Origin of the sequence: Rhizobium sp. AN5, assembly GCF_900215255.1 — a bacterium.
Classification (GTDB): Bacteria; Pseudomonadota; Alphaproteobacteria; order Rhizobiales; family Rhizobiaceae; genus Agrobacterium; species Agrobacterium tumefaciens.
This window is the reverse complement of record NZ_OCMJ01000003.1, coordinates 887,139-912,881: the sequence shown is the minus strand read 5'-3', so window position 1 is coordinate 912,881 and position 25,743 is coordinate 887,139. Positions and strand designations below refer to the sequence as shown.

Below are 25,743 nucleotides of genomic sequence, written 5' to 3'. Positions count from 1 at the left end.
CATTCAGAAACGAATGGAGGTGCCTGTCGATGTGCGGCATTGTTGGACTATTCCTGAAAGACAAAAGCCTTGAACCGCAGCTGGGTGAGCTGCTTTCGGACATGCTCGTGACCATGACGGATCGTGGACCGGATTCCGCCGGCATCGCGATCTATGGAAGCGCTGCCGATGGCCGGGCAAAAGTGACCATCCAGTCGGCCGATCCAGTCGCCGATTTTTCGGGCCTTGCCGAAGCGCTGAAGGAAAATGGCGTTGAAGCTTCGGTTGCGGTGAAAAGCACCCACGCGGTCCTGGATATTCCATCGGCAAAGCTCACGGAAATTCGATCGGTCCTCGCCGCCATCCGTCCCAATGTGCGGGTGATGGGCTCCGGCGACAGCGTGGAAATCTACAAGGAAACCGGCCTGCCGAAAGATGTCGTCGCCCGTTTTGACGTGCGCTCCATGGCGGGCAGCCATGGCATTGGCCACACCCGCATGGCAACGGAATCGGCTGTGACGACGCTTGGCGCGCACCCCTTCTCCACCGGTGCCGACCAGTGCCTGGTGCATAACGGTTCGCTCTCCAACCACAATAATCTGCGTCGGGAACTGGTACGCGAGGGCATGACCTTCGAAACCCAGAACGACTCGGAAGTGGCCGCCGCCTATCTCACGGCTGAAATGGCCAAGGGCAAGGATCTGGGCGAAGCGCTGACCGGTGCGCTTGATGATCTCGACGGGTTCTTTACCTTCGTCGTCGGCACCAAATCCGGTTTCGGCGTGGTGCGCGATCCCATCGCCTGCAAGCCGGCGGTGATGGCCGAGACCGATCAATATGTCGCTTTCGGCTCCGAATACCGCGCCCTGGTCAATCTGCCCGGCATCGAAAGTGCCCGCGTCTGGGAGCCGGAGCCGGCGACCGTCTATTTCTGGGACCATGAAAAGGCCGCGTGAAACCGTCATCGGCGCATATTGCGAAAGTCATATCCATGCCAGTTTTCGATCTCTCCCACACGCCTTTGCGTGAACTCAACAGCGCGCTCCATGGGCTTTCCTCGGGCGCAAACGATACCGAATTCGAAGTTGTCAATCCGCGCGGCCACCATGCCGTCGCTGTTGGCATCGACAGCCCCGTCATCGTCGATGTTCGCGGCTCGGTCGGTTATTATTGCGCCGGAATGAATGATGGCGGCACCGTCACCGTCCACGGCTCGGCAGGCCCAGGTGTTGCAGAAAACATGATGTCTGGCACCGTCGTCATCGAGGGCGACGCTTCGCAATACGCAGGTGCCACCGGTCGCGGCGGGCTTCTGGTCATCAAGGGCAACGCCGCTTCCCGTTGCGGCATTTCCATGAAGGGCATCGATATCGTCGTGAAGGGCAATATCGGCCACATGTCCGCTTTCATGGGCCAGTCCGGCCACCTCGTCGTCTGCGGCGATGCGGGCGATGCGCTGGGTGACTCCCTTTATGAAGCGAAGCTTTTCGTGCGCGGCTCGGTCAAAAGCCTCGGCGCCGATTGCATCGAAAAGGAAATGCGGCCCGAACATCTGGAGAAGCTTGCCGAGCTTCTCGAAAAAGCGGGTGTCACCGATGTCACCCCTGATGAGTTCAAGCGCTACGGTTCGGCCCGCACGCTCTACAATTTCAACATCGACAACGCCGACGCGTATTGAGGCGAGGGATTTTCCGATGAGCTATCACAACCCCTTCACCCCGCCGCGCAAGTCCGCGACTTTCGATGATCACACGCTGGCGGAAATCCGCCGTGCGGCTGCGACCGGCATCTATGATATTCGCGGCGCAGGCACGAAGCGCAAGGTGCCTCATTTCGACGACCTGCTGTTTCTCGGCGCGTCCATCTCGCGTTATCCGCTCGAAGGTTATCGCGAGAAGTGCGATACGACCGTTACCCTCGGCACGCGCTTTGCCAAGAAGCCGATCACGCTTAAAACGCCGATCACCATTGCCGGCATGAGCTTTGGCGCGCTTTCCGGCAACGCCAAGGAAGCGCTCGGCCGTGGCGCAACCATTGCCGGCACCTCCACCACCACGGGCGATGGCGGCATGACGGATGAGGAACGCGGCCACAGCCAGACGCTGGTTTACCAGTATCTGCCGTCGCGTTATGGCATGAACCCTAAGGATTTGCGCCGTGCGGACGCCATCGAGGTGGTTGTCGGCCAGGGCGCGAAACCGGGTGGCGGCGGCATGCTGCTTGGCCAGAAGATTTCCGATCGCGTCGCCAATATGCGCAATTTGCCGAAGGGGATCGACCAACGTTCCGCCTGCCGTCATCCTGATTGGACCGGCCCGGACGATCTGGAAATCAAGATCCTTGAACTGCGCGAAATCACCGATTGGGAAAAACCGATCTACATCAAGGTTGGTGGTGCGCGCCCCTATTACGACACCGCACTTGCCGTAAAGGCCGGTGCCGATGTGGTGGTGCTTGATGGCATGCAGGGCGGCACGGCGGCCACGCAGGACGTCTTCATCGAAAATGTCGGCATGCCCACGCTTGCCTGTATTCGCCCCGCAGTACAGGCGCTTCAGGATCTCGGCATGCATCGCAAGGTGCAATTGGTCGTGTCCGGTGGCATTCGCTCAGGTGCGGATGTCGCCAAGGCTCTGGCGCTTGGTGCCGATGCGGTTGCCATCGGAACGGCGGCGCTGGTGGCGCTGGGCGATAACGACCCGAAATGGGAAGACGAATACCAGAAGCTAGGCACCACGGCCGGCGCTTATGATGACTGGCACGAGGGCAAAGACCCCGCGGGCATCACCACGCAGGACCCGGAACTTGCCGCACGTCTTGACCCAATCGCCGCCGGTCGCCGTCTCGCCAACTATCTGAAGGTCATGACGCTCGAAGCCCAGACCATCGCGCGCGCCTGCGGCAAAAACCATCTCCACAATCTGGAGCCGGAAGATCTGGTGGCTCTGACCATGGAGGCTGCGGCAATGGCGCAGGTTCCGCTGGCGGGAACAAACTGGTTCCCGGGTAAAGGCAGCTTTTAAAAAACACAATGGACGGGCGCATTTGGGAGGATGTGGCCGTCTTTTTCGATGAAGTGTCTGATATTCAAAAAAAGGGGAATGACGTGACACTGGACCTCTCCAAGTTTGCTGCCGAGAAAGGTATCAAATATTTCATGATCAGCTATACCGATCTCTTCGGTGGCCAGCGCGCCAAGCTGGTTCCTGCAGAAGCGATTGCCGATATGCAGAAGGGCGGCGCCGGATTTGCCGGTTTCGCCACATGGTTCGATCTGACACCCGCCCATCCCGATCTCTTCGCAGTGCCGGACGCCTCCTCTGTCATCCAGCTTCCCTGGAAAAAGGATGTGGCCTGGGTTGCTGCCGATTGCGTCATGGAAGACCAGCCTGTGGAACAGGCGCCGCGCGTCGTTTTGAAAAAGCTCATCGCGGAAGCGGCCGGGCAAGGGCTACGGGTCAAAACCGGTGTGGAACCGGAATTTTTCCTGATTTCGCCGGACGGGGCGAAAATCTCCGATGAGTACGACACGGCGGAAAAGCCCTGCTACGACCAGCAGGCAGTGATGCGTCGTTACGATGTGATCGCGGAAATATGCGACTACATGTTGGAGTTGGGCTGGAAACCCTACCAGAACGACCATGAGGACGCGAACGGCCAGTTCGAGATGAACTGGGAATATGACGATGCGCTCCAGACGGCGGATAAACATTCCTTCTTCAAGTTCATGGTCAAGTCGGTTGCCGAAAAGCACGGGCTGCGCGCGACATTCATGCCGAAGCCATTCAAGGGGCTGACCGGCAACGGCTGCCACGCTCATATTTCGGTCTGGGATCTGGACGGCAAGGTCAACGCTTTTGCCGACAAGGCGATGCCTTTCGGGCTCTCCGCAAAGGGCAAGACGTTTCTGGGCGGCATCATGAAACATGCCTCCGCTCTTGCGGCCGTCACCAATCCGACGGTTAATTCCTACAAGCGCATCAACGCTCCGCGGACCATCTCGGGCGCGACCTGGGCACCGAACACGGTGACCTGGACCGGGAACAACCGCACCCACATGGTACGCGTGCCAGGGCCGGGGCGTTTCGAACTGCGTCTGCCGGATGGCGCCGTGAACCCCTATCTGCTGCAGGCCATCATCATTGCGGCCGGTCTCTCGGGTGTCCGCTCACAGGCCGATCCCGGTCCGCATCATGATATAGACATGTATCGCGAAGGTCATACCGTGACGAATGCGCCTAAACTGCCGCTCAATCTTCTCGATGCGCTGCGCGAATACGAGAAGGACGAGGAACTGCAGCAGGCATTGGGCATGGAGTTCTCAAAGGCCTATCTGAAGCTCAAGCAGGGCGAGTGGAACGCTTATTGCGCGCAATTCACCGCCTGGGAGCACCAGACAACGCTCGACGTTTGAGTTCGGGTTTCCCCGCCGCCTTCGCGGCTTTTCCCCGCGCTCGTCAGACAGCGCGGGGTTTTTCCAATATCGATGACAGAGAGAGTGCCGGATGACGAACTTCGTCCTGACCGTAACCTGCAAGTCCACCCGAGGCATCGTCGCTGCCCTTTCAGGCTTTCTCGCTGAAAAAGGCTGCAACATCGTCGATAGTTCGCAGTTCGATGATCTCGGCACGGACCGTTTCTTCATGCGCGTGGGCTTCATTTCCGAAGAGGGAGCAAAGCGTGACGAGTTGATGGCCGGACTGATGCCGATCTCGCAGAAATTCGGCATGGAAGTGGCGCTCCATGACCAGTCCGAGCGGATGAAGGTCCTGCTGATGGTCTCGCGCTTCGGCCATTGCCTGAACGATCTGCTTTACCGTTGGCGCATCGGGGCCTTGCCGATCGATATTGTCGGCGTCGTCTCCAACCATTTCGATTACCAGAAAGTGGTGGTCAATCATGATATTCCCTTCCACCACATTCCGGTGACGAAGGAAAACAAGCCACAGGCTGAAGCCCGGATCATGGATATTGCCGAAAGCACCGGAACCGAACTGATCGTGCTTGCGCGTTATATGCAGGTGCTTTCCGACCGGATGTGCGAGACGATGTCGGGGAAGATCATCAACATCCACCATTCTTTTCTGCCGTCCTTCAAGGGCGCCAACCCTTACAAGCAGGCCTATCAGCGCGGCGTGAAGCTGATCGGTGCGACGGCCCACTATGTCACCGCCGATCTCGACGAAGGTCCGATCATCGAGCAGGATATTGTGCGTATTACCCATGCCCAGAGCGCGGAGGATTATGTTTCGCTCGGCCGGGATGTCGAGGCGCAGGTTCTGGCACGCGCCATCCACGCCCATATCCACCACCGTACTTTCATCAACGGTAACCGTACCGTGGTCTTCCCGCCAAGCCCGGGCAGCTATGCATCGGAACGCATGGGGTGACGTGCCATTGCGACAAGCTGGTCGCGCGCTGTTGCCATAAACATGGTGCGCGGCTAAATAAGTTGGTACGCCATAATATAAAGAGCCATAACCTGTTTTCACGCCCGGCGGGCGGAAGCGGGATGTGCCAAACGAGGTGATACCATGACCGGTGCTTTGCAGGGAACTGCCATTCGCGTTGAGCGTCCGACCAAGACGCTGAGGGAACTTGCGCTCGACAAGGTGCGCGACGCCATCGTGAACGGTTACTTCCGTCCGGGAGACCGCCTCGTGGAGCGCGATCTCTGCGCCCAGCTGGGCGTTTCCCGCACCATCGTGCGCGAAGTCCTGCGGCATCTGGAGTCCGAGGGGCTGGTGGCGAATTTGCCGAACAAGGGGCCGATGGTTGCGCTGCTCGATCTCGCCGAGGCCAAGCAGATTTACGAAATCCGCGGTGCGCTGGAGGGAATGGCGGCGCGCCTTTGTGCGGAGCGTCGCGATCCCGCCATTGTCGAGGCGCTTGAGGCTTCACTCGAGCATATTCGGGAAAGTTACGTTGCCAAGGATATGCCCGGTGTTCTCGCGCATACCTCGTCTTTTTATCATACGCTGTTCAGCAAGATCGACCGGCATGTCGCCTGGGGCGTCGTCAATTTGCTGACGGTACGGATCAACCATCTTCGCTCCATGACGATCAAGACGAAAAGCCGCGATACCGAAGGTCCGGCGCAGATGAAAAAGATCGTCGATGCGATCCGGAAAGGTGACGGAGACGCCGCTTACAAAGCCGCTCTTGATCACGTTACCAGCGCATGCGCTATCGCCGAAGCCGTTCTCACCGCGCAAAAAACGGCTGATTGACGTTTTTTGGCGCTCCGTTCTGTTTATCTTGCGGTTGCCCAGCTGGCGGCCGCAAGCATTCGATTTTTTGATTTTATTGTTGTTTTACAATAATTTAGAAAAACAAATAACCGCTTATTGACATGGCAATCCGTTTGGTGTGATGGTATGCCATAATAAATAATATAAAGAGCGGAGCTTAATATGAACTGGAATCCGATTTCCCGGAAATGCATAGCCGTGCGCGCCAAAACCTCTCTGGCGGGCTTTGTCATCAGTCTTCTTGCCGGTGCGGCCGTTGCACAGGACTGCACGCCGAAAATATCCAACGATCACCTCATCAAGCCCGGCCATCTCGTGATGGCGACCAGCCCGACATTGCCGCCCATGGCCTATGCCGACCAACAGGGCGTGCTCAAAGGCCTTCGTATCGAGTTGGGTTATGAAATCGCCAAGCGCCTCTGCCTGAAGCCCGAATATATCAGCACGGAATATGCCACCATGGTGCCAGGCCTGCAGGGCGGCCGCTGGGACATGATCAATGCCGGCCTGTTCGTGACGGCAGAGCGTCGCAAGATTCTGTTCATGATCCCCTATGAGAGTCTCGCCATCAGCATTTCAACGGCCGTCGGTGCATCCGAGCCCATCACCAAGGTGGATGATCTGGCCGGCAAGGCCGTCAGCACCGATATCGGTGGCTATGCCGAGCGCAAGATCAAGGAATTGAACGAGGACTTCAAGAAACGCGGTCTTGCGCCGATGACCATAAACCTGTTCGACAATTACGCGACCGTCTATCAGGCGCTGCGGGCAGGCCAGGTTCAGGCGGCGGTCTCCATCGATCCTGTCGCCAAGCAATACCAGGATCGCGGCGAGTTCACGCACGCACTTTCCGGCATGTACCCCACGCCCGGTTCGCTTTCCTTTGGAAGCAAGGACGTCGCCAGTGCCGTCTCTGCTGCTCTCAAGGAGATGAAGGCCGATGGTTCGCTTGAAAAGCTGATGGGTGGTTATGGCGTGAGCATCGCGCCCGGCGATCTCGCCGTTCTTGGTCCGGAAGGCTGAAATCTCCTCTATCTGAACTGTCAGCGCGGCGGGAAAGTTCTCGCCGCGACCATTCCCGCATGAATTGGAGAAAGACGTGAAGGGTTGGAACTGGGAAGGTTTCTTCGAATACCTGACGAATTATTATCTTTTCGAGGGGGCGATGGTGACGCTCGGCCTCACGGTTTTTGCCATGACGGCGGGTCTTGCGCTGGGTTTCGTCATTGCGGTGATGCGCATGTCGAAATACCGGTTCCTCTCCGGACCGGCCTATTTCTACACCTGGATATTTCGCGGCACGCCGCTGCTGGTGCAGCTCATCATCATCTATACCGGCCTGCCGCAGCTCGGCATCAAGCTGACCGTTCTGCAGTCCACCCTCATCGGCCTGTCGCTCTGCGAAGCAGCTTATCTGTCGGAAATCGTCCGGGCAGGTATCGCCGCGGTTCCCAAAGGCCAGATCAATGCAGCGCGCGCCATCGGCATGACCGAGGCGCAGGTGATGCGTTACATCGTTGCGCCGCAGGCCTTCCGCATCATCATTCCGCCGCTTGGCAATTCCGTCAATGGCGTGCTGAAGACAACGTCGATCGCCTCCATCATTTCCATGGAGGAGCTGCTGCGCCGCACGCAGGTTCTTATCCAGGAAAAGTTCCTCGTTCTGGAGCTCTTCATGGTTGCGGCCCTTTATTACCTCGCTATGACGACCGCCTGGGAACTCATCCAGCGCCGTATCGAAAAACGGTTCGGCAAGGCCTACGGCCCCATGTCGGCTGACGTACACTAGGGAGAAGTCCGATGTCTCAAGCAACCAGCATGATCGAACTTCAATCCGTCAACAAATGGTATGGCCCGACCTTTCAGGTTCTGACCAATTGCAGTCTGAATGTCGCCAAGGGCGAAGTCGTCGTGATCTGCGGGCCGTCCGGTTCGGGCAAGTCGACGCTGATCAAATGCGTCAATGCGCTGGAGACGATCGGCAACGGCATCATCACCGTCAACGGGGTTGAGGTGACCAACCCCAAAACCGATATGCCGAAGCTACGCTCCAAAGTGGGCATGGTGTTCCAGCATTTCGAACTCTTCCCGCATATGACGATCCTCGAAAATCTGTGCATCGGGCAGGAGAAGGTTCTCGGCCGCTCCCCTGCGGAGGCGCTGGTCAAAGCCAACGCCCTTCTGGAGCGGGTGGGGCTTACCGCGCACGCGAAGAAATATCCCGGCCAGCTTTCCGGTGGTCAGCAGCAGCGCGTCGCAATCGCCCGCGCGCTGGCGATGGATCCGGTCGCCATGCTTTTTGACGAGCCTACATCGGCGCTTGATCCGGAAATGATCAACGAGGTGCTCGACGTCATGGTCTCGCTTGCGCAGGAAGGCATGACGATGATGGTGGTGACGCATGAAATGGGGTTTGCCCGCAAGGTGGCGGACCGCATCGTCTTCATGGATGGCGGCGAGATCGTCGAGATCGGCGAGGGTGACAGCTTCTTCACCAATCCGAAGACGGATCGCGCACGCTCGTTCCTGTCGAAAATCCTGGCGCATTGAGGCCACGGTGACCGGAGCGGGATGACGAAATCCCGCTTCAGATCGTGTGCCTTCGGCCGTTCCGAACAACGCAGAATGATAGTGGCGGAGAACCGCAATGATAAACCGTGTCCTGATGCCTCGCGAAATGCTCATTGGCGGTGGCAGCCGTTTCCGATTGCCTTCGCTGTTGAAATCTCTGGGGGTGAAGCGCCCTCTGCTCGTCTGCGATCCCGTCATGCAGAAACTCGGCCATGCGGATGCGCTTTTGCAGGCGCTTGGCAGTGGGGGTATCGATGCCGCCATTTTTGCGGATGTCGTAGAAGATCCAACGGATATATCCATCGCCACCCTGGTGAAACGCGTTTCCGGGGGCGGCCATGATGGTCTCGTCGCACTCGGCGGCGGTAGCGCCATGGATACGGCGAAAGCAGGCGCCATCGTTGCAACCAGTGGCGAAGAGCTGCGGGCGCTGAAAGTTCCAAGGATCGTGGATTTTGCCGTCATGCCGGTAATTGCCATACCCACAACCGCAGGAACCGGATCGGAAGTAACACGCGCCGCCGTCGTGACGGACACGGCTGCCAGCGAAAAAATGCTCATCCTCGGCACTGCCGCTTTGCCCGTTGCGGCCATCATCGATTACGAGCTGACGCTGACCTGCCCTTACCGCGTCACGGTCGATACCGGCATAGATGCGCTGACCCATGCGTTGGAAGCGCTGGTCAACCGCAACGGTAATGCCCATTCCGAAGCGTTGGCGCTGTCCGCGCTGAAACTGATCGGGGCAAATCTCGAAAAAGTCGCGAACGACCCGCAAAACCGGGAAGCACGAGAAGCGATGATGCTCGGGGCGACGCATGCGGGTCTTGCCGTTTCCAACACATCCACAGCGTTGATCCACGGCCTCAGCCGGCCGGTCGGTGCCTTTTTCCACGTTCCGCACGGCATGTCGAATGCGATGGTGCTGCCGTTGGTCACACAATTTTCGTTGAATTCCGCTCTACCGCAGTATGCCGCCGCTGCCCGCGCACTTGGTTGCGCAAGTTCGACGGACAGCGACCAGATTGCAGGCGTAAAGCTGGTGGAGGCTTTCATCGGCCTGAACAGGCGGCTGAAGGTGCCGACACCGCAGGAATTCGGTATCGACAAAACCCGCTATCTCGATCTTTTGCCGCAAATGGTGCGGCAAGGCCTCGCCTCCGGCACACCGGCAAATAATCCACGGGTTCCGACGGCAGCGGAAATGACGCGCCTTTACGAACTGGCCTTTGACGGCCGCATGGAAGGGCCTTGAGCCATAACATCCTGTAAGAATTGTCATTTTTCGCAACTTCAAGCCACAGATTTCCGCCACTTGACACTTACATATTATGGCATACCATAAGACATCATATTTATCGGAGAGAACGCCAATGCCCATCCAGATCCGTAAGACCCTGTTGCAGGTCGAAACAACGTTGATTGAAGGAGGCAAGGCCGCAGCGACACCTTTGAAGCTGTTCACCGCCATCGCGGTCGTGAAAAATCCCTGGGCTGGAAAAGGCTTCGTGGATGATCTCAAACCGGAAATCCACGCCGGGGCGCCGGTGCTGGGCGAACTGCTGACGAAGATGATCCTTGATGCCGTGGGTTCCGGCGAAGCGGTGGAGGCCTATGGCAAGGCCGCCGTCGTCGGGCTGGATGGTGAGATCGAACATGCCTCCGCGCTCATTCACACGCTGCGTTTCGGCAATCACTATCGTCAGGCTGTGGGTGCCAAGTCCTATCTGGCCTTCTGCAATACGCGTGGTCCCGGCAATGCGCCGATCTTGATTCCGTTAATGGACAAGAACGATGAAGGCCGCCGTTCGCACTACCTGACTATCCAGACCTCCGTTCCCGATGCTCCGGCTGCCGACGAGATCGTCGTCGCGCTCGGTGCTTCAGTCGGCGGCAGGCCTCATCACCGCATCGGCGACCGGTATCAGGATCTGAAGGATCTCGGTCAGGATGTCGCCAACCCGGCCGGCGTTTGAGGGTGATGCAAATGCAGGAGGCCGCCACCACGTCACGGGTCAATGCTGCAAAGGCAGGTGCTGCCGCGCTCCCTCGCAAGGTGACCGAGGGCGGGGCGGCCTATTTCGAGGCAGGCGTCGGTGAAGACCTGATCCTCATCCACGGCGTGGGAATGCGGCTGGAAGCCTGGAAGCCGCAGATCGAAATCTTTTCAAAGACCCACCGTGTCATCGCGGTAGATATGCCGGGGCATGGCGGCAGTGAACGCCTCCCAGCGGGCAGCTCGCTCAAGGATTTTGTCGGCTGGTTCGGCCGGTTTCTTGACGATATGCGGATCGCGCGTGCCAATGTGGCCGGGCATTCCATGGGTGCGCTGATTTCCGGCGGTGCCGCTGCAACCTTTGGAGATCGAATTGCGCGCGTCGGTTATCTGAACGGCGTCTACCGCCGTGATCCGGCCGCCAAGGCTGCGGTTCTCGCACGCGCGGCCGCCATCCGGACCACCGGCGTGGACAAGGAAGGCCCTTTGTTACGCTGGTTCGGCGACGATCCAAAGAGCCAGCAGGCGCGGGAGTTGACGCGGGGCTGGCTGGAAATGGTCGATCCCGAAGGTTACGCGGTTGCCTATACCGCATTTGCGGGCGGCGACGAGACCTATGCGGATCGGTGGCCCTCGGTCATCTGCCCGGCTCTTTTCCTGACGGGTTCGGATGACCCCAATTCGACGCCTTTGATGGCCGAGCAGATGGCGGCGATCACACCGCGCGGTTACGCCCGTGTCGTTGAGGCGCACCGGCATATGGTCAATCTGACCGCACCTGAAACTGTCAATGCAATGATGGCCGAATGGCTGGCTTTAGAGGAGGAGCCGCAATGACTGTTGCAACCCTTGATCCGCGCGCTTTGCGCGATGCATTCGGCGCTTTCGTAACGGGAGTAACGATCGTGACCACACGGGACGATGCAGGAAAGCCCATCGGTTTTACTGCCAACTCCTTCACCTCGGTTTCGCTCGATCCGCCGTTGCTGCTGATCTGCCTTGCCCGCAGCTCGCGCAATTTCGCGACGATGACCGGCACCAAAAACTTCGCTGTCAATATTCTGTCGGAAAGCCAGAAGGACCTCTCAAACACCTTCGCCCGGCCGGTCGAAGACCGTTTCGCCACCGCCAGCTGGTCGGATGCGCCTAAGGGCTCGCCGGTCTTTGCAGACGTCGCGGCTTGGTTCGAATGTTCGATGCAGGAGGTTATCGAGGCCGGCGATCATGTCATTCTGCTCGGCCGTATCGAGGCTTTCGACAATAGCGGCCTGAACGGTCTCGGTTATGCGCGCGGCGGCTATTTCACGCCGATGCTGGCTGCAAAGGCGGTATCGGCAGCGGCAGAGGGCGATATCGTCGTGGGCGCCGTTCTGGAACGGCGCGGCGAGATTTACCTCGTTGGCGACGACGTGCTGTCGCTTCCCGGCTGTGTCGTGGCAAGCGGCGATCCGGTCGCGGCGCTGACATCACGTCTCGAAGACCTGACGGGTCTCTCCGTCAAAACGGGATTTCTCTACTCGGTTTATGAGAACAAGACGGATGGGCGCCAGCACGTCGTCTATCACGCGCTTGCCGATGGCGATGAAGCGCCGCGCGAGGGCCGTTTTCTGTTGCCCGGCGCGCTGGCTTCGGCAAAATTCGACTCCGGCGCGACGGCGGATATCGTCAATCGTTTCGTGCTGGAAAGCTCGATCGGCAATTTCGGTGTCTATGTCGGGAACGAGACCGCCGGCAAGGTTCATCCCATCTCCATGAAGGGGCCAAACCCATGAAATTCTCCCTCTTCGTTCACATGGAGCGGCTGGACGCCTCCCAGGATCACAAGACGCTCTACGAGGAGTTCGTGACGCTCTGCGAAATCGCCGATCGTGGTGGCATGCATGCTATCTGGACTGGCGAACATCACGGCATGGATTTCACCATCGCGCCCAACCCCTTTGTAACGATCGCCGATCTGGCGCGGCGTACGAAGACGGCACGCCTGGGTACGGGAACGGTGATCGCGCCTTTCTGGCACCCGATCAAGCTTGCCGGAGAAGCGGCGATGACGGATCTGATCTGTGATGGCCGTCTTGATATCGGCATCGCGCGTGGCGCCTATTCGTTCGAATATGAGCGGCTGCTTCCCGGCCTCGACGCCTGGGGCGCGGGCCAGCGGATGCGCGAGCTTATTCCGGCTGTCAAAGGGGTTTGGGCGGGTGACTACACCCACGACGGCGAATTCTTCAAGTTTCCGGCCACCACCTCGGCTCCCAAGCCGCTGCAGCAGCCCTTTCCGCCCATCTGGGTGGCGGCGCGTGATCCGAATTCGCATGAATTCGCTGTCGCCAATGATTGCAATGTTCAGGTGACGCCGCTCTGGCAAGGCGATGACGAGGTGGAAACCCTGATGGGCCGCTTCAACGATGCCTGCGCGAAAAATCCGGATAAACAGCGGCCGAAAATCATGCTGCTGCGCCACACCTATGTCGGTTCCGATGAAGCCGATATTGCCCAGGCGGCCCATGAGATGAGCGTCTATTACAACTACTTCTTTGCATGGTTCAAAAACGAAAAGCCCGTTCATCAGGGGCTGATCGAGCGTATTGCGCCGGAGGAGATCGCCGCAAACGCCATGCTTTCCGGTGATGTCATGCGCAAGAACAACGTTGTCGGCGATGCCGATGAAGTCATTACCCGGCTTAAGGCCTACGAGGCCATGGGCTACGACGAATATTCCTTCTGGATCGATACCGGCATGAGCTTCGAGCGCAAGAAGGCCTCGCTGGAACGCTTCCTTTCCGATGTCATGCCGGCTTTCAAGGAGTAAGATGATGCGCCGTTTCCAATGTTACATCGACGGGCGCTTCGAGGATGGTGAGGCGAGCTTTTCGAGCCTCGACCCGGCAACCGGTGAACCTTGGGCAGAAATGCCGGAAAGCCGCGAAGCGGATATTAGCCGCGCCGTAGAGGCCGCGCATCGGGCGCTTTATGAGGATACCTCCTGGTCGAAACTGACGGCGACGCAACGCGGCAAGCTGCTCTATCGGCTTGCCGATCTGGTTGCCGAAAATGCAAAGACGCTTGCCGAGCTCGAAACCCGTGATACCGGCAAGATCATCCGCGAGACCTCGGCGCAGATTGCCTATGTCGCGGACTATTACCGCTATTATGCGGGCTTGGCTGACAAGATCGAGGGTGCTTACCTGCCGATCGACAAGCCGGACATGGATGTCTGGCTGCGGCGCGAACCCGTGGGTGTGGTGGCCGCGATCGTCCCGTGGAACAGCCAGCTTTTTCTGGCAGCCGTTAAAATCGGCCCGGCGCTCGCTGCCGGCTGCACAATCGTCATCAAGGCCTCGGAAGACGGACCGGCGCCGCTTCTGGAGTTCGCCCGGCTGGTGCAGGAGGCTGGTTTTCCTGCCGGCGTCGTCAATATAGTCACTGGTTTCGGTGCGTCCTGCGGCACGGCACTCACCACACACCCGAAGGTGGCCCATATCGCCTTTACCGGCGGGCCGGAAACGGCGCGTCACATCGTCCGCAACTCTGCTGAAAATCTTGCCTCCACGTCGCTTGAACTCGGCGGCAAATCACCGATCCTCGTCTTTGCCGACGCCGATCTCGAAAGCGCTGCCAATGCGCAGGTCGCGGGAATTTTCGCGGCGACCGGTCAGAGCTGTGTCGCCGGATCACGGCTGATTGTCGAGAAAAGCGTGAAGGATCGCTTCCTCGGAATTTTGAAGGCGAAGGCCGAAGCGATCCGCATCGGCTCGCCGCTGGACATGGCAACGGAAGTGGGGCCGCTCGCGACCGAGCGGCAGCGCAAGCATATCGTCTCTCTGGTCTCTGCTTCCGAAAAAGCCGGTGCGAAGCTGGTAACGGGCGGCGTGGCGGTGGATGGCGCTGGTTACTTCTACCCTCCGACCATTCTCGATTGCGACGGTATTCGTTCGCCGTCCATGGAAAAGGAGTTCTTCGGCCCGGTTCTTTCGGTTGTTTCCTTCGAAACCGAGGCGGAAGCGATCGCGTTGGCCAATGACACGGTCGATGGCCTCGCCTCGGGCGTCTTCACGCAGAACCTGACGCGCGCCCATCGGCTGATGAAGGCGATCCGCGCCGGCGTCGTTTGGGTGAACACCTATCGCGCCGTCTCACCGATTGCGCCTTTCGGCGGTTTCGGTCTTTCCGGTGATGGTCGCGAAGGCGGGCTTGCGGCAGCGCTCGATTACACGCGCACGAAGACCATATGGCTTAGAACCTCGGATGACCCGATCCCCGATCCATTCGTGATGCGGTGACGCGATGTTTTACGAAATCCGCACCTACCGGCTGAAGAACGGCGCCATTCCGGCCTACCTTAGGGTTGTCGAGGAGGAAGGCATCGAAATCCAGAAAAGCCATCTGGGCGAGCTGGTGGGTTACTTCTTTTCCGAGATCGGGCCGATCAATGAAATTGTCCACATCTGGGCCTTTTCCAGCCTGGATGACCGCGAAGAACGGCGCGCGCGGCTCCTGGCCGATCCACGCTGGTTGTCTTTCCTGCCTAAGATCCGCGACCTCATCGACGTCGCCGAAAACAAGATCATGAAGCCGGCGCCTTTTTCACCGCTGAAGTGAATCTGCCGGCCGCGAAGTGCATGCCAACAACAAGCTCTAAAACGGAGTAAGGGAACATGAGATCGAAACTGGTATTGATGACATGCGCAGCAATTTTCGCCCTGGGCGCATCCGCACAGGCGAATGATCTGGTCTTTTCCAGCTGGGGAGGAACCACGCAGGACGCGCAGAAGGCGGCCTGGGCCGAAAAATTCATGGTGGCGACCGGCATTAACGTGCTTCAGGATGGCCCTACGGACTATGGCAAGCTGAAAGCCATGGTCGAGGCGAACGGCGTGACATGGGATGTGGTCGACGTGGAGGGCGACTACGCCGCGCAGGCCGGGCCGAAGGGCCTGCTGGAGAAGCTTGATTTCGCCGTCATCGACAAAACGAAGCTCGACCCCCGTTTCGTCACGGACTACTCCGTCGGAAGCTTCTATTATTCCTTCGTCATCGGCTGCAATGTTGATGCCGTGGCCGCCTGCCCCAAGAGCTGGGCCGACCTTTTCGATACGACAAAGTTTCCCGGCAAGCGCACCTTTTACAAATGGTCCGCACCGGGTGTGATCGAAGCAGCCCTGCTGGCCGATGGTGTTGCCGCCGACAAGCTATACCCGCTCGATCTCGATCGCGCCTTCAAGAAGCTGGATACAATCAAATCCGATATCATCTGGTGGTCTGGCGGTGCGCAATCGCAGCAGTTGATCGCTTCTGCAGAAGCACCCTTCGGCAGCGTCTGGAACGGCCGCATGACAGCGCTTGAGAAGAGCGGTGTGAAGGTGGAGACCTCCTGGGAGCAGAACATTACGGCAGCGGATTCCCTCGTCGTTCCCAAGGGAACGAAGAACAAGGACGCGGCGATGAAGTTCATCGCTCTTGCGACCTCCGCGCAGGCGCAGGCGGATATGGCGTCTGCCACGGGTTATGCCCCGGTCAACGTCGAATCCGCAAAGCTGATGGATCCGGAAACGGCAAAGACCCTGCCTGACCAGCAGACGGCGAGCCAGGTCAATGCCGACATGAACTACTGGGCGCAACATCGCGACGAGATCGGTGAGCGCTGGTACGCCTGGCAGGCCAAGTAAGGCAACGGCGCGGGCAGCCAAAAGCGCCCGCGCAAATTTTCACCTCCGGGGAGGTTTGGGCATGGTCTCGCTTACCGATGAAACAGAAAGCCCGAAGACGAAGGTGCGGATGCCCTTCCGGCCCGGCAATTTTGCCGCCACCCTGCCGGCATTCGTTCTGCTTGCCCTGTTCTTCGTCGTGCCGGTTATCATCCTGCTGTCGCGCAGCGTTACCGAGCCGGTGCTGGGCTTTGGCAATTACGCCGCATTGCTGGGCAGCTCCACCTACCTGAAGATTTTCTTCAATACATTCGCGGTCTCGGCGCTGGTCACGCTCGTAACGCTAGTCATCGGTTTTCCTGTCGCGTGGGCGCTTGCCATCATGCCGTCGCGGCTTGCCTCCGTCGTTTTCGCAATTTTGCTTCTGTCCATGTGGACCAACCTTCTGGCACGCACCTATGCCTGGATGGTGCTGTTGCAGCGGACGGGTGTCGTCAACAAGACGCTGATGGGCCTTGGCATCATCGACAAGCCGCTTGCACTGGTCAACAACCTGACCGGCGTCACGATCGGCATGACCTATATCATGCTGCCATTCATCATCATTCCGCTCTATGGCGTCATCCGCAAGATCGATCCGGCCATTCTCCAGGCGGCGGCGCTGTGCGGGGCAACCCGCTTTCAGGCGCTGACCCGCGTTCTCATTCCACTTGCCGCTCCGGGTATGATTTCAGGCGCGCTGATGGTGTTCGTCATGTCGCTTGGCTATTTCGTCACCCCGGCGCTGCTGGGCGGCACGGCGAACATGATGCTGGCCGAGCTTATCGCGCAATTCGTGCAGTCTCTCGTCAACTGGGGCATGGGCGGCGCAGCGGCGCTGGTGCTTCTGGTGGTGACGCTGACGCTTTACGCAATCCAGCTGAAATTCTTCGGCGCGGCCGGGGCAGGGGGGCGCTGACATGCTTTTGAACTACAATAGCCTTGGCGCATGGAAGTGGCTGCTCCTTTTCATCACCGTGCTGACCGCGGCATTCCTCATCCTGCCGATTGTCTTCATCGCCGCTTTGTCCTTCGGCTCGTCGCAATGGCTGATCTTTCCGCCGCCCGGCTGGACGCTGAAATGGTATGCGGATTTCTTTGCCGATCCGAGGTGGCTGGATGCTGCCTGGACGAGCCTGCGCATCGCCGTGATGGTCACAGTCCTGTCGGTGTTGATCGGCCTCGTGGCCTCCTTCGGCCTGGTGCGGGGACGTTTCATCGGGCGCGAGGGCCTGCGGGCTTTGTTCATGACGCCGATGATCCTGCCTGTCGTGGTGCTGGCGGTGGCGCTTTATGCTTTTTTCCTGAAGCTCGGCCTTGCGGGCACCACCACGGGCTTTGTCATTGCCCATCTTGTCGTGGCGCTGCCTTTCTCCATTCTGGCGTTGACCAGCGCGCTCGAGGGTTTCGACAAATCGATCGAAGACGCTGCGGTGCTATGCGGCGCGAGCCCGCTGCAGGCGAAAATCCGCATCACCTTGCCGGCCATCAGCCACGGCCTGTTCTCAGCCGCGATCTTTTCTTTCCTCACTTCTTGGGATGAGGTGGTGCTGGCGATCTTCATGGCAAGTCCAACGTTGCAGACGCTGCCGGTGAAAATCTGGGCGACGCTGCGGCAGGATCTGACGCCAGTGATCGCCGCTGCATCGACGCTTCTCATCGTGGTGACCATCATTCTCATGCTGCTTGTCGCGGCTGTGCGAAAAGGACTGAAAACATGACCAAACCGCTCCTGCAAATTCGCGGCATCGCCAAGCAATACGGACCGGTCGTCGCCGTTCAGGACGTCAATCTCGAGGTGCAGCCGGGCGAGTTCATGACGTTTCTCGGACCATCCGGTTCGGGTAAGAGCACAACGCTCTACATTTTGGCCGGTTTCGAACAGCCGACGGCGGGCGACATCCTGCTGAACGGCGAAAGCCTGCTCTCCACGCCGTCGCACAAGCGCAATATCGGCATGGTCTTCCAGCGTTACACGCTGTTTCCGCATCTGTCTGTTGGCGAGAATATCGCCTTTCCGCTGAAAGTGCGCCGCAAGAGCAAGGCGGAAATCGATGCGAAGGTGAAGGAGATGCTGAGGCTCGTTCGTCTCGAAGGTTTCGAGGACAGAAGGCCTGCGCAGATGTCGGGCGGCCAGCAGCAGCGCGTGGCCTTGGCGAGAGCGCTCGCTTATGATCCGCCGGTTCTTCTGATGGACGAGCCGCTCTCGGCGCTCGACAAGAAGCTCAGAGAAGAAATCCAGTTCGAAATCCGTCGCATCCACCAGCAGACGGAAGTGACGATCCTTTACGTCACCCACGATCAGGAAGAGGCCTTGCGTCTTTCCGACCGGATCGCGGTGTTTTCAAAAGGCGTGATTGACCAGATCGGTACGGGGCCGGAGCTTTACGCTCACCCCACCACCCGCTTCGTGGCCGAATTCATCGGTGACAGCGACTTCATCGCCTGCGATCTCCTCGCCGCCTCGGGCGGCAAGGCAACGGTTTCGCTCGGGCAGAATATCGTCTTTGACCATATTCCGGTTCATGGCGAAGCTGCGCCGGGAAAAAAGGCGGCGCTGATGCTGCGTCCGGAGCGTTTACAGCTCAGTCGCAACAGGCCCGGCTCTTCCGCCGGTTTTCAGGCCACCGTCAGCGATATCACCTTCCTTGGCAACAACGTCCATGTCGTCGCCCATACAGGTTCGGGAGAGCCCTTTGCCGTGCGCCTGCCATTTGGCCATGAGGCGATTTCGGGCCTCAGCCGTGGAGATCTCGTGCATCTGGCTTTCGATCCCGCGTCGGCGCAGGTTTTCTGTTGAGGGTCGGAATATGCATCTGAATGATCCCACGCTCTTCGGCGAGAAGGTGCCCGTGGCCGGCCGTTGGCTCGATTGCGATGGCCGCGAGACGACGACGATCCGCAATCCGGCTACGGGGGAGATCATCGGACGGGTTCCCGAGCTTGGTGCCGCGGAAGCAGAGGAAGCTGTTGCAGCAGCCGTGATTGCGCAGAAGGCCTGGGCAAACCGCGTCGCAGGTGAGCGCGCGAACATCCTGAAACACTGGTTCCGGCTCGTCATGGAAAACCGCGACGATCTTGGCATGATCCTGACGCTGGAGCAGGGAAAGCCGCTTGCCGAGGCCAAAGGCGAGATCGCTTATGGAGCAAGCTTCATTGAATGGTTTGCCGAAGAGGCGCGCCGCATCAATGGCGAGACGTTACCCGGCCATCAGGCAGACAAGCGCATTATCGTTCTTCGCCAGCCGGTTGGTGTCGTCGCGGCCATCACGCCTTGGAACTTCCCCAATGCCATGATCACCCGCAAGGTCGCCCCGGCGCTGGCCGCTGGCTGCGCGGTGGTACTGAAACCCGCGCCGCAAACCCCGTTTTCGGCAATCGCGCTTGCCATCCTCGCCGAGCGTGCCGGCCTGCCGATTGAACTTTTCAGCATTCTGACCGGGCCTGCAGCGGAAATCGGCGGGGTGCTGACGGCAAGTCCCGATATCCGGCTTTTGACATTTACCGGTTCGACGCGCACGGGAGAACATCTCTACCGGCAATGCGCGCCGACCATCAAGAAACTGGGACTGGAACTTGGCGGCAATGCGCCCTTCATCGTCTTCGACGACGCCGATCTCGATGCGGCCGTGGAGGGAGCGCTGATTGCCAAATTCCGCAACAATGGTCAAACGTGCGTCTGCGCCAACCGCTTTTACGTGCAGAGCAACGTTTATGATGCCTTCTCTGACAAATTCGCGCAGGCTGTTTTACAGTTGAAGGTGGGTAATGGGCTGGATGAGGCAAGCGCTCTCGGTCCCCTCATCGACGGAAACGCGGTCGCCAAGGTGGAAGCCCATATTGCCGATGCGCTTTCGAAAGGCGCCGAGATCGCCGCCGGCGGCAAGAGACATATGCTTGGCGGAAATTTCTTCGAACCGACGATCCTGCGCAATGTCGATGCCGGCATGCAGGTGGCGCGTGAGGAAACCTTCGGGCCGCTCGCCCCGCTTTTCCGTTTCGAAGATGAGACGGACGTGATCGCGCAGGCCAACGATACCGATTTCGGTCTCGCCTCCTATTTTTATGCGCGTGATCTTTCGCGCGTTTTCCGGGTTGCCGAGGCGCTCGAATACGGCATGGTCGGTGTCAACACAGGGGCGATTTCCACCGCCGAGGCGCCGTTTGGCGGCGTCAAGATGTCCGGCCTCGGTAGGGAAGGGTCGCACCACGGCATCGAAGAATATACCGAGCTCAAATATGTCTGCATCGGCGGCGTTGCCTAAGACCTGAGTGCCGAGGTTGGCAGCCAAGCTTCTTTATAATCGCCCTCGCGATTCAGCACCATTCGAATGGCCAGTCCATGGACTTCGAGTGAGAGGCTGTTCGTTGTGTTGCGCCTGTCGGTTCCAGTTTCGCAAAAGTTGGAGCCGCAGACAAAACCGTTGCATTTCAATGAGCCAGCATGCCCCAGGCAAGTGAACCGAGGGCAAAAAGCCCGAATAAGACAAGGATCACTCCGGACAGGCGGGAAACCCAGCGGGCAAAGGTTGTGGGGAGGCGCTGCCGGGCCAATGCAACGCCGCCGCTCAACAGGAACCACCACAATAAAGACCCTAGAAAAACGCCCGCGACCACAAAAAACGCGCTCGTCGCTCCCGATGCGTCAGCGAGGCCGAGACCCGCGAAAATTGCTGCAAAGGACAGAATCGTCATGGGGTTGGTGATCGTCAGGAAAAATGTCGCGGTGATGGTGCCGAGCAGATCGCGCGCTCCAACCTTGGCCGCTTCTGCCAGAGGTTTGGGCCTCAGGCTTTTCCAGCCGAGCCACAGCATGAAAAGGCCGCCGACGATTTTGAGCGGCGTATCGATTGTCGCAAGGGTCGCCGCGAAAGCGGAAAAGCCGAGCGCTGCGAGGCTGGCATAGACGGCATCCGCCAGAGCAGTCCCAAGGCCACCTGCCACCCCTGCCCAGAACCCGCGATCAAGGGTCCGGTTGATGCAGAGGGCGCCGATGGGGCCGAGCGGGGCTGCGACCGCAAGGCCCAGCACAACGCTTTTCAAAACGAGCATCAGTTCCATCAGTCCACGCTTTCCTTCGGCATAAATGGCCCCGACACGACAGACGACAGGGCGATGATCGTCTCGGTACGGGCAAGGAACCCGTTCTGTTTCATTGTCGCCAGAAAGGTTTCGATCTCCGCCAGCGACCCGACGTGAACTTTGACGAGGTAGGACCACTGCCCGGTCACATGGTGACATTCCGCAATAGCGGACTGCGACGCCGCATAGACACGAAACGCGGCCTCGTCCGCATCCGGCGCCAACGCGATCCACACGAAGGCGATCACGGGCAAATCGAATGCGGATGGATCGGCATCAACGGTGATGCGACGGATCGCCCCGCTGGCCGTCAGGCGTCGGATGCGTTCGTTCACGGCCGAAGCGGAAAGCTCCACGACATTTCCGATATCGGCCAGAGAGCGGCGGGCGTCTTCTGCAAGAAGACTGATGATTTTGCGGTCTGTTGAATCCATTTCCGCAGATAATCATGTTTACTCTGATAATGAAAGATATTATGCGGAATTTTGGTGAATCGAGCGCAAACCTTGAACCGGGCCGAGATTCCCCTGCAGCTTTGCCGTGCCTGCGATCTGGGCGGAAGCTTATGCAGTTTCAGCGATTACGGTCGCACTATCCATGCTTCCGGCAGCGTTTCCTGCAAGGCTTGGCGGATGATCGTGGCGAGATGGGCGCTGATTGGATTTTCGTCTTTTCCGGAGCGAAGAAGGCTGAGCCCCAGCGACGGGAGTTGCGGCAAACCGTCGGTGAGTGGATCGAGAACCCGTACGGCAGGCGGCCGGCCAAACGGTGTGCGAAGTGCGATGCCAAGGCCTGCGGCTGTCGCAGCCCACAACCCGCCGAGGCTCGGGCTGACGAATGCAATGCGCCAGGCGATACGCTGTTGATCAAGGTGGTTGCAGGCAATGCTACGTAAAAGGCACGGCGCTTCCAAGACTGCAAGTGGCAGCGGCTCTTTCCCGCCGGTCTGCCAGACAGTTTCTGTTTCCGCCGCGCCCAGCCAGCACAGTGGCATGGATGCAACCGTTTCCGCTGGCGAAGCCGTGTCGTCGTTCCAGGCCAAGGCGAGGTCAAGATGGCCGGACTCGACCTTCTCCCGCAATTCGCTATTGCGAGCGATGCGCCCTTCGATCCGAACCCGTGGATGGGCGCGTGCGAACCGACCCAGCACCTGCGGCAACACGGTTTCTCCGAAATCCTCCTGAATCCCGAGGCGGATCCAGCCTGCGAGTTCCGGCCCGCGAACGGCGCTGATCGCCTCGTCATTCAGGCTCAGTAAACGCCGGGCATAGGACAGCAGCACTTCGCCGCTCTCGGTCAGCGCCAGCCCCCGGCCGGATTTGCGCACCAGAGCGGTTTCGGCCTGGTCCTCTAGCTTCTTGAGTTGGGCGCTGACCGCAGAGGTCGAACGCCCAAGTCTGTCTGCGGCCTGCGCGAACGACCCGGTCTCGATGCCAATCACGAAACTGCGGAGCGCGTCCAGATCCAGATGGGTAAGGCGCAAAGTAAATGTCCTTAAAATCAGGACATAATGTCCTGAATAATTTGATTTTCAGGATGATGATGTCGCTTCATAGTGTGGCTGTCAATCCTCTTGAACGGAGCGCATCCATGCCTTTCACCCGAATATCTCTGCTTGCGGGCAAGTCCGCCGACTATCTCAAGGCGGTTTCCGGCAGTCTCGACCGCGCGCTTGTCGACTGCTTTGACGTTCCGGAAAACGACCGCTTCGCTGCAATCCACCAGCACCAACCGGGCGAACTGATCTTCGACCGAACATATCGCGGCGGCCCTCGGTCGGATGATTTCATTTTCTTTCATATCACCACGGGCAAGACGCGATCGCCGGAAACCAAGGCGCGCTTCTATGCGAGGCTCGTCGAAAACCTGGCGGCGTCGCCCGGTGTGAGGCCGGAGGATGTGATGGTCGCCATCGTCAATTCGACGTTTGATGACTGGTCCTTTGCATCAGGTGTTTCAGCAGGCACACCGGCGGACGAGGGTAGCCGATGACCGATTTTTTCGAGATGCAACCGGCCTGTCCATCCACCATGAGCGTGCGTCGAGCCGGTGACGGAATAGTTGCGGCACCTGAGGGTATCTCCAGCGGAGCCTTCCTCGTCCAGATGCTGTTATCGAGCCGGATCGATGGCGAGATGACGGCAATGCGCGCTTTTGTGCCGCCGGGGGTCGTGACCCATTGGCACAGTCATCCGCGCGGGCAGCTTCTCTTCGTGCTGGATGGCATCGGTCTCGTCCAACGCAAGGGTGACGATCCGCGTGAAGTCCGTGCCGGAGATGCGGTGTGGTTTGCGCCCGACGAAGCCCATTGGCACGGCGCCGCGCCGTCCTGTCCCTTCAGCTATCTCAGCGTCCAGCCGGTGAGGAGTGGAACTGCCGTCCACTGGATGGAACCTGTCAAACAAGGGGAGAGCACGTCATGATCGCCATGCAATACAGCTTCACGCTGCCTGCCGACTACGATATGGCGATCATAGACCAACGGATAAGGGAAAAGGGGCCGCTGCTCGATGGCTTTCCACGCCTGCGTTTCAAGGCCTATCTTTCGGCGAGAAAGCAGGATGCCGGCTTCACAAGTGCTGAAAACCTCTACGCGCCGTTCTATCTTTGGGATGAGCCAGAAGGGATAGACAGCTTCCTGTCCGGTCCAGGTTTTGCGGTTCTGACACGGGACTTCGGCTGGCCATCGGTGCAGACATGGCTGGCCTGGCACGCCGACCACGTACCTGATCTTACAGCCTCGCGATATGCCACACGGGAGATCCGGTCCATAGCTCCCCATTCTGATCTGGCCAAGCTGCGCGATACGGCGACCGCGGACGCGCGTTCAGCAATCGGGGCCGGCGCGCTCGCGGCCATAGCCGCCTTCGATCCAACAAAATGGCTGCTGCTACAGTTCAACCTCTGGCCGACAGTGCCGGCCGTTACTGAAACAATGCAAACCTACACTGTTGGCCACGTCTCATTGGGGTCGGTTCTGCATTTAGCGGAATGATACCTCACGCACCGGCTCAGGGGGGTATTGCGTCGTTCCAGCTCTCATCTATCGCGGTTGCTTTTCTGCCTCACGTAGCGAAATCAGCCGTTTTGTGGATTCGTCCCACAGAATGAGCTTTACGCAGCCCAGGCTGTCGCGAAGGCTGATGCGACCAAGCTTCGCAAGCTCCGGGTAGTCGTGCAGAATCTCTGGCAACCTGTAAAAAGGCACCTTGCTCGACAAATGGTGGACATGGTGCATACCGATATTCCCGGTGATCCAACGCAGCGGACCCGGCAGATCGTAATACGAGGCGCCATGCATCGCCGCATGGGGAAAAGTCCATTCCGGAGGCTTGGACCAGTGGGTTTCTTCAAACTGGTGCTGGACATAAAACAGCCAGACACCTGCTGACCCGGCTAGCAGCACTATCGGCAGATGAACCAACAGAAAAGGCACGAGCCCTATCGCCCAGATAAGAAGAATAGCCAATACGGCCACACCGGCATTTGTTGCCATTGTCGAAATCCAGGGCAACGCTCCAGACCGCATCATGCCAAACGGTAGCCTTTGTTTGAACAGAAACAGGAAAGCAGGACCGATGCCGAACATCACCAGCGGATGCCTGTACAAGCGATAACCGAGTTTTCCGCGCGGGGAGAGCGCACGATATTCGGTCACGGTCAGAGTTGTAATGTCGCCAACACCTCGCTCATCGAGATTGCCCGCTGACGCATGGTGTTCCGCATGCGCACGGCGCCAATAGTCGTAGGGCGTCAGCGTCAGGATACCGATTGCGCGACCCGTCCAGTCATCCCATCGACGGCGCCCGAAAAAAGAGCCGTGTCCGCAATCGTGTTGAAGAATGAAGAGCCTCAACAGGAATCCGGCTGCGGGGATCACCAGAAGCAGGCCAAGCCAGTAACCAAAATGAATCGATACCGACGCTGCTGCCCAAAGGGATAGGAAGGGAACAAGCGTCACGGCCAGTTCGTACAGGCTGCGGCCCGTCCGGGGTTTGCGATAATTCGAAAGTATTTTGAGCAGGGCCTTTTCACTCGCGCCGCCAGGTAATTGGGCTGTTAACGTCGCGGTCATGGTCGATAGCAATCCTTCTGGTCGCCTGCATTTCCAAAAAAGTGTTCACCGCGCTGGCGGTCGTTTTCTGGAATAGCCCGATCTCGAGCCAACACGCGTTGTCGC

28 protein-coding genes are annotated in these 25,743 nt (G+C 59.0%); 24 read left to right on the top strand and 4 right to left on the bottom strand.

What is annotated here, in order from left to right:
• Positions 1 to 29: 29 nt before the first annotated feature.
• The 21 genes from CRP02_RS07590 (at position 30) to CRP02_RS07490 (ending at position 20,746) form a co-directional block, all read left to right on the top strand.
• Positions 30 to 935, top strand: coding sequence for a class II glutamine amidotransferase (locus CRP02_RS07590; protein ID WP_097170702.1), 906 nt, complete (start codon positions 30 to 32; stop codon positions 933 to 935).
• 35 nt (positions 936 to 970) lie between these two features.
• Positions 971 to 1,657: a GXGXG domain-containing protein gene (locus CRP02_RS07585; protein ID WP_097098859.1), complete on the top strand. Its 687-nt coding sequence runs from the start codon at positions 971 to 973 to the stop codon at positions 1,655 to 1,657.
• Positions 1,658 to 1,673: 16 nt separating this feature from the next.
• A complete protein-coding gene (locus CRP02_RS07580) occupies positions 1,674 to 3,002 on the top strand; it encodes an FMN-binding glutamate synthase family protein (protein WP_003511507.1) in 1,329 nt (442 codons plus the stop codon).
• 83 nt (positions 3,003 to 3,085) lie between these two features.
• Positions 3,086 to 4,393, top strand: coding sequence for a type III glutamate--ammonia ligase (glnT, locus tag CRP02_RS07575; RefSeq protein ID WP_003511506.1), 1,308 nt, complete (start codon positions 3,086 to 3,088; stop codon positions 4,391 to 4,393).
• A gap of 91 nt (positions 4,394 to 4,484) precedes the next feature.
• Entirely contained in the window at positions 4,485 to 5,369 is an 885-nt protein-coding gene (purU, locus tag CRP02_RS07570; RefSeq protein ID WP_097170701.1) for a formyltetrahydrofolate deformylase, read from the top strand.
• Positions 5,370 to 5,513: 144 nt separating this feature from the next.
• Positions 5,514 to 6,209, top strand: coding sequence for a GntR family transcriptional regulator (locus CRP02_RS07565; RefSeq protein WP_003511504.1), 696 nt, complete (start codon positions 5,514 to 5,516; stop codon positions 6,207 to 6,209).
• Positions 6,210 to 6,392: 183 nt separating this feature from the next.
• The gene (locus CRP02_RS07560; RefSeq protein WP_013761897.1) at positions 6,393 to 7,253 is read left to right on the top strand and encodes a transporter substrate-binding domain-containing protein; all 861 of its coding nucleotides are present in this window, start codon (positions 6,393 to 6,395) and stop codon (positions 7,251 to 7,253) included.
• Positions 7,254 to 7,329: 76 nt separating this feature from the next.
• Positions 7,330 to 8,019, top strand: a complete 690-nt coding sequence (locus CRP02_RS07555) for an amino acid ABC transporter permease (RefSeq protein ID WP_003511502.1) — start codon at positions 7,330 to 7,332, stop codon at positions 8,017 to 8,019.
• 29 nt (positions 8,020 to 8,048) lie between these two features.
• Positions 8,049 to 8,780: an amino acid ABC transporter ATP-binding protein gene (locus CRP02_RS07550; protein ID WP_025595347.1), complete on the top strand. Its 732-nt coding sequence runs from the start codon at positions 8,049 to 8,051 to the stop codon at positions 8,778 to 8,780.
• A 97-nt stretch (positions 8,781 to 8,877) separates the two neighbouring features.
• On the top strand, positions 8,878 to 10,056 hold the full coding sequence (locus CRP02_RS07545; RefSeq protein ID WP_097170700.1) for an iron-containing alcohol dehydrogenase: 1,179 nt from the start codon (positions 8,878 to 8,880) through the stop codon (positions 10,054 to 10,056).
• 118 nt (positions 10,057 to 10,174) lie between these two features.
• Positions 10,175 to 10,777 carry an amino acid synthesis family protein gene (locus CRP02_RS07540; protein ID WP_097170699.1) on the top strand — a complete coding sequence of 201 codons (603 nt, stop codon included), beginning with the start codon at positions 10,175 to 10,177 and terminating at the stop codon, positions 10,775 to 10,777.
• Between the two features lie 11 nt (positions 10,778 to 10,788).
• On the top strand, positions 10,789 to 11,634 hold the full coding sequence (locus tag CRP02_RS07535) for an alpha/beta fold hydrolase (RefSeq protein WP_097170698.1): 846 nt from the start codon (positions 10,789 to 10,791) through the stop codon (positions 11,632 to 11,634).
• A complete protein-coding gene (locus CRP02_RS07530) occupies positions 11,631 to 12,569 on the top strand; it encodes a flavin reductase family protein (protein ID WP_097170697.1) in 939 nt (312 codons plus the stop codon). The genes CRP02_RS07535 and CRP02_RS07530 overlap by 4 nt, the downstream gene beginning before the upstream one ends.
• Complete coding sequence (locus tag CRP02_RS07525; RefSeq protein WP_097170696.1) at positions 12,566 to 13,606, top strand: LLM class flavin-dependent oxidoreductase; 1,041 nt, start codon at positions 12,566 to 12,568, stop codon at positions 13,604 to 13,606. Before CRP02_RS07530 ends, CRP02_RS07525 begins: the two co-directional genes overlap by 4 nt.
• Positions 13,607 to 13,610: 4 nt before the next feature.
• Positions 13,611 to 15,077: an aldehyde dehydrogenase gene (locus tag CRP02_RS07520; protein WP_097171286.1), complete on the top strand. Its 1,467-nt coding sequence runs from the start codon at positions 13,611 to 13,613 to the stop codon at positions 15,075 to 15,077.
• Positions 15,078 to 15,081: 4 nt separating this feature from the next.
• On the top strand, positions 15,082 to 15,396 hold the full coding sequence (locus CRP02_RS07515) for an NIPSNAP family protein (protein WP_097099873.1): 315 nt from the start codon (positions 15,082 to 15,084) through the stop codon (positions 15,394 to 15,396).
• Between the two features lie 56 nt (positions 15,397 to 15,452).
• Entirely contained in the window at positions 15,453 to 16,463 is a 1,011-nt protein-coding gene (locus CRP02_RS07510) for an ABC transporter substrate-binding protein (RefSeq protein WP_097170695.1), read from the top strand.
• Between the two features lie 109 nt (positions 16,464 to 16,572).
• Entirely contained in the window at positions 16,573 to 17,400 is an 828-nt protein-coding gene (locus CRP02_RS07505) for an ABC transporter permease (RefSeq protein ID WP_370647636.1), read from the top strand.
• Between the two features lies 1 nt (position 17,401).
• The gene (locus CRP02_RS07500) at positions 17,402 to 18,202 is read left to right on the top strand and encodes an ABC transporter permease (RefSeq protein ID WP_097170694.1); all 801 of its coding nucleotides are present in this window, start codon (positions 17,402 to 17,404) and stop codon (positions 18,200 to 18,202) included.
• Complete coding sequence (locus CRP02_RS07495) at positions 18,199 to 19,281, top strand: ABC transporter ATP-binding protein (protein WP_097099875.1); 1,083 nt, start codon at positions 18,199 to 18,201, stop codon at positions 19,279 to 19,281. Before CRP02_RS07500 ends, CRP02_RS07495 begins: the two co-directional genes overlap by 4 nt.
• Positions 19,282 to 19,291: 10 nt before the next feature.
• A complete protein-coding gene (locus CRP02_RS07490) occupies positions 19,292 to 20,746 on the top strand; it encodes an NAD-dependent succinate-semialdehyde dehydrogenase (RefSeq protein ID WP_097170693.1) in 1,455 nt (484 codons plus the stop codon).
• Positions 20,747 to 20,912: 166 nt separating this feature from the next.
• Here CRP02_RS07490 and CRP02_RS07485 read toward each other — a convergent pair whose 3' ends face one another.
• From CRP02_RS07485 to CRP02_RS07475, 3 genes are all read right to left on the bottom strand, one after another.
• A complete protein-coding gene (locus tag CRP02_RS07485) occupies positions 20,913 to 21,542 on the bottom strand; it encodes a LysE family translocator (RefSeq protein ID WP_097170692.1) in 630 nt (209 codons plus the stop codon).
• On the bottom strand, positions 21,542 to 21,997 hold the full coding sequence (locus tag CRP02_RS07480; RefSeq protein WP_097170691.1) for an Lrp/AsnC family transcriptional regulator: 456 nt from the start codon (positions 21,995 to 21,997) through the stop codon (positions 21,542 to 21,544). The genes CRP02_RS07485 and CRP02_RS07480 overlap by 1 nt, the downstream gene beginning before the upstream one ends.
• A gap of 146 nt (positions 21,998 to 22,143) precedes the next feature.
• A complete protein-coding gene (locus CRP02_RS07475) occupies positions 22,144 to 23,046 on the bottom strand; it encodes a LysR substrate-binding domain-containing protein (protein ID WP_097099879.1) in 903 nt (300 codons plus the stop codon).
• 107 nt (positions 23,047 to 23,153) lie between these two features.
• Between CRP02_RS07475 and CRP02_RS07470 the strand changes: the two genes are divergently transcribed.
• From CRP02_RS07470 to CRP02_RS07460, 3 genes are read left to right on the top strand one after another with little or no spacing between them, the layout of a single operon-like run.
• Positions 23,154 to 23,555: a tautomerase family protein gene (locus tag CRP02_RS07470; RefSeq protein WP_097171285.1), complete on the top strand. Its 402-nt coding sequence runs from the start codon at positions 23,154 to 23,156 to the stop codon at positions 23,553 to 23,555.
• Complete coding sequence (locus CRP02_RS07465) at positions 23,552 to 23,986, top strand: cupin domain-containing protein (RefSeq protein ID WP_097170690.1); 435 nt, start codon at positions 23,552 to 23,554, stop codon at positions 23,984 to 23,986. The genes CRP02_RS07470 and CRP02_RS07465 overlap by 4 nt, the downstream gene beginning before the upstream one ends.
• Entirely contained in the window at positions 23,983 to 24,558 is a 576-nt protein-coding gene (locus CRP02_RS07460; RefSeq protein WP_097170689.1) for a DUF4865 family protein, read from the top strand. Before CRP02_RS07465 ends, CRP02_RS07460 begins: the two co-directional genes overlap by 4 nt.
• 48 nt (positions 24,559 to 24,606) lie before the next feature.
• Here the strand turns inward: CRP02_RS07460 and CRP02_RS07455 are convergent, their stop codons facing one another.
• Positions 24,607 to 25,638, bottom strand: coding sequence for a fatty acid desaturase (locus CRP02_RS07455; RefSeq protein WP_097170688.1), 1,032 nt, complete (start codon positions 25,636 to 25,638; stop codon positions 24,607 to 24,609).
• Between the last annotated feature and the right edge of the window lie 105 nt (positions 25,639 to 25,743).